Origin of the sequence: Pengzhenrongella sp. (assembly GCF_036565025.1) — a bacterium.
GTDB lineage: Bacteria > Actinomycetota > Actinomycetes > Actinomycetales > Cellulomonadaceae > Pengzhenrongella.
This window is the reverse complement of record NZ_DATCNW010000136.1, coordinates 1-2,890: the sequence shown is the minus strand read 5'-3', so window position 1 is coordinate 2,890 and position 2,890 is coordinate 1. Positions and strand designations below refer to the sequence as shown.

General features: G+C 70.5%; 3 protein-coding genes. 2 read left to right on the top strand and 1 reads right to left on the bottom strand.

What is annotated here, in order from left to right:
- The coding region (locus tag VIM26_RS07690) for an allophanate hydrolase (protein WP_331949816.1) at positions 1 to 1,354 on the top strand (1,354 nt) is incomplete at its 5' end.
- A gap of 3 nt (positions 1,355 to 1,357) precedes the next feature.
- On the opposite strand, the gene VIM26_RS07685 is transcribed toward VIM26_RS07690, so the two are convergent.
- A complete protein-coding gene (locus tag VIM26_RS07685) occupies positions 1,358 to 1,870 on the bottom strand; it encodes a hypothetical protein (RefSeq protein ID WP_331949814.1) in 513 nt (170 codons plus the stop codon).
- Between the two features lie 120 nt (positions 1,871 to 1,990).
- On the opposite strand from VIM26_RS07685, the gene VIM26_RS07680 reads away from it, so the two are divergent.
- Positions 1,991 to 2,851: an alpha/beta hydrolase gene (locus tag VIM26_RS07680; RefSeq protein ID WP_331949812.1), complete on the top strand. Its 861-nt coding sequence runs from the start codon at positions 1,991 to 1,993 to the stop codon at positions 2,849 to 2,851.
- Positions 2,852 to 2,890: the final 39 nt, after the last annotated feature.

Genomic DNA, 2,890 nt, shown 5'->3' with positions numbered 1-2,890 from the left:
GGGCCGGGTGCCGGCCGCGCTGCACGGGATCGTCGGACTCAAGCCGACCCGCGGGCTCGTCCCGGCGACCGGCGTCGTCCCCGCGTGCCGCAGCCTGGACTGCGTGGCGGTGTTCGCCCGCTCGATCGCGGTGGCCGAGCTCGTGCTGGACCAGATCGCGGGCCCCGACGACGGCGACCCGCTCAGCCGCCCGCGCCCCGCGGTCGTGCCGCGGCCGCACCCGTCGAGGGAGTCGTTCCCGGCGCCGGGGTCCAGTGCCGCGCCGTGCGCGACCGACCTCCGGCCCGTCGTCGGGATCCCGCTGCCCGGCCAGCTCGACCCCCTCGCGCCCGGGTGGGCACAGGCCTTCGACGCCGCCGCGGCACAGCTCGCGGTATCCGGGGTCCGCCTCGAGCCGGTCGACATCACCGACCTGCTCGCCGTCGCGCGCCTGCTCTACGACGGCGCCTTCGTCGCCGAGCGCTACGCCGCCGTCGGCGACTTCGTCCAGGCCAGCCCGGACGACGTCGAGCCCACCGTGCGCGCCATCGTCCTGGGCTCGCGCGAGGTGTCAGCGCACCAGCTGTTCCGGGACACCGAGCTCCTGGACCACCTGCGCGCCAGGTGCCGGCGCACCCTCGCCGACCTCGACGCCCTCCTCCTGCCGACGACGACGTCCCACCCGACGCTCGCCGAGGTCGCGGCCGACCCGGTCGGCGTGAACTCGTCCCTCGGCCGGTTCACCAACTTCGCGAACCTGCTGGACCTCGCCGCGATCGCGGTACCGGCCGGCGAGGTCGACGGCCTGCCGTTCGGCGTCCAGCTCCTCGGGCCGGCGTTCACCGACCGCGCGCTCGCCGACCTGGGGCGCAGGCTCACCGGCGAGGCCGGGGTCGTGATCGAGGCCGGCATGCCGGCCGCCGACCGAGCGATCACCCCCGCGCCCGTCGGCGGCAGCACCGCTGCGGGACCGCGGGTCTCGCTCGTCGTCGTCGGCGCGCACCTCACCGGCCAGCCCCTGAACGCCGAGCTCGTCTCGCGCGGGGGCGTCCTCGACCGGCCCACCAGCACCGCGCCGACCTACCGCCTGCACGCCCTGGCCACCACGCCTCCGAAGCCCGGCCTGGAACGGGTCACGGCCGGCGGCTCCGCAATCGAGGTCGAGCTCTGGGCCCTGCCCGCGCCGGAATTCGCGGATCTGGTCGCCACCCTGCCCAGCCCGATGGCGATCGGCCCGGTCGAGCTGGCCGACGGCACCACCGCCCCAGGCTTCCTCTGCGAACCCCAGGCCCTCGCGAACAGCCGCGAGATCACCGAGTTCGGCGGCTGGCGCGCGTACCGCGCCACCCTCGACCCCGACAACCCCGACACCTGACCCTCAGCTGGTGGCGATGCCCAGGTACTTCGCAATCCTGTTTCCCGCTGCGGCACTCTTGTCGATCGAGCTCTTGTCGTACTTACCCAGGTAGGCGGTCATCTCGGCGTCCGTCGTGGTCGGGACCGCGCCCTCGAGCCATTTGTCGGTCTTGCCGATCTCGGTCGCAACAATGCCCAGATCGCCCTCGATCGCATCGGGCCACTGCGGGGTCGACAACGCGTCGGCAAATTTTTCGTCGGCTGCGACCACGCCGGGAATAAGCGTCCGTACCTTCTTGAAGTCTCCTGCCTGACCTGCCGCCGTGAATTTGTCATACATGGGCTTGCTGGAGCTCGCAAGCTTGAGGTACGCCGCCTTGGCCTCCGGCTTGGTCATCTCGACCGGAGCCTTGGTCGGCGTGGACGATGCCGCAGTCCCCGACTCCTTGCCCTGGGCGGCGCATCCGCCGAGCGCGAGAGCTGCGAGCAGGACGAGTGCAAGGGAACGCTTCACAAATACCCCGAGACCTATCACGAGGGCGATTTGCCCTTTTGTCAGTCTATACGCTCGGGACTGAGCAGATTACAGGCGATCCGGCGCAGGGAATGGAATTGCGCGTGCACGTCGAAGAGCCGCTCGTCTAGGGTGACCCGCATGACCACCGAGGTGCCCTTCCAGTCGCTTCCGGTCGACCAGTCGGACGTTCGCTACGCCCACGGACCCGACTCGACTCCGCACGGGGGTGTGCCCGTCGGTGTGACCGTCGAGTTCGACTGGAACGACAGTGCGATCTATCCGGGCACGTCGCGGAAGTTCTGGGTCCACGTGCCCGCACGTTACGACCCTGCCGAGCCGGCGTCGCTGATGGTGTTCCAGGACGGCTGGTGGTACCTGGATCCCGCGGGGCAGGTGCGCGGCGCGGTCGTCCTGGACAACCTCATCCACCGTGGCGAGATCCCGGTCACCATCGCAGTGTTCGTCGACCCGGGTGTCTTCCCCGGCCGTAGCGATCCGAAGAACCGCAACCTCGAGTACGACGCCAACGACGACCGGTATGTCAGCTTCCTGCTGACCGAGATCCTCCCTCAGGTCATGCAGCGCTACTCGATCGCCGAGGACCCCGATCGGTGGGGCATCTGCGGCGGCAGCAGCGGCGGCAACTGCGCCTTCACCGCTGCGTGGTTACGTCCGGACAAGTTCCGCGGAGTCATCGGGTTCCTGTCCAGCTTCGCCCAGATGCCAGGCGGCAACCCCTACCCCGAGGCCATCTCTCGACTCCCCCGCAAGCCGCTGCGCATTCTCCTGCAAGCGGGTCACCGTGACCTGGGCTGGAACCAACCCGAGCGGAACTGGCTCGCCGAAAACCTGCGTGTTGCGGCCGCCCTCGCAGAATCCGGGTACGACTTCCGCCTCATCCTCGGCGACGGCGGCCACACCCCCAACCACGCCGGCGTCCTGCTCCCCGACGCGCTGCGCTGGCTAACACGCCCCACCGCCCCACCCCCGCCGAAGTAGAGCCTCCGCGCCGAGGTAGAGCGGTGCACCGCTCTACCT

Bases quoted from the DNA above. Each gene is read 5' to 3' on its own strand.
- VIM26_RS07680 (WP_331949812.1), top strand. From the start codon at position 1,991: ATGACCACCGAGGTGCCCTTCCAGTCGCTTCCGGTCGACCAGTCGGAC.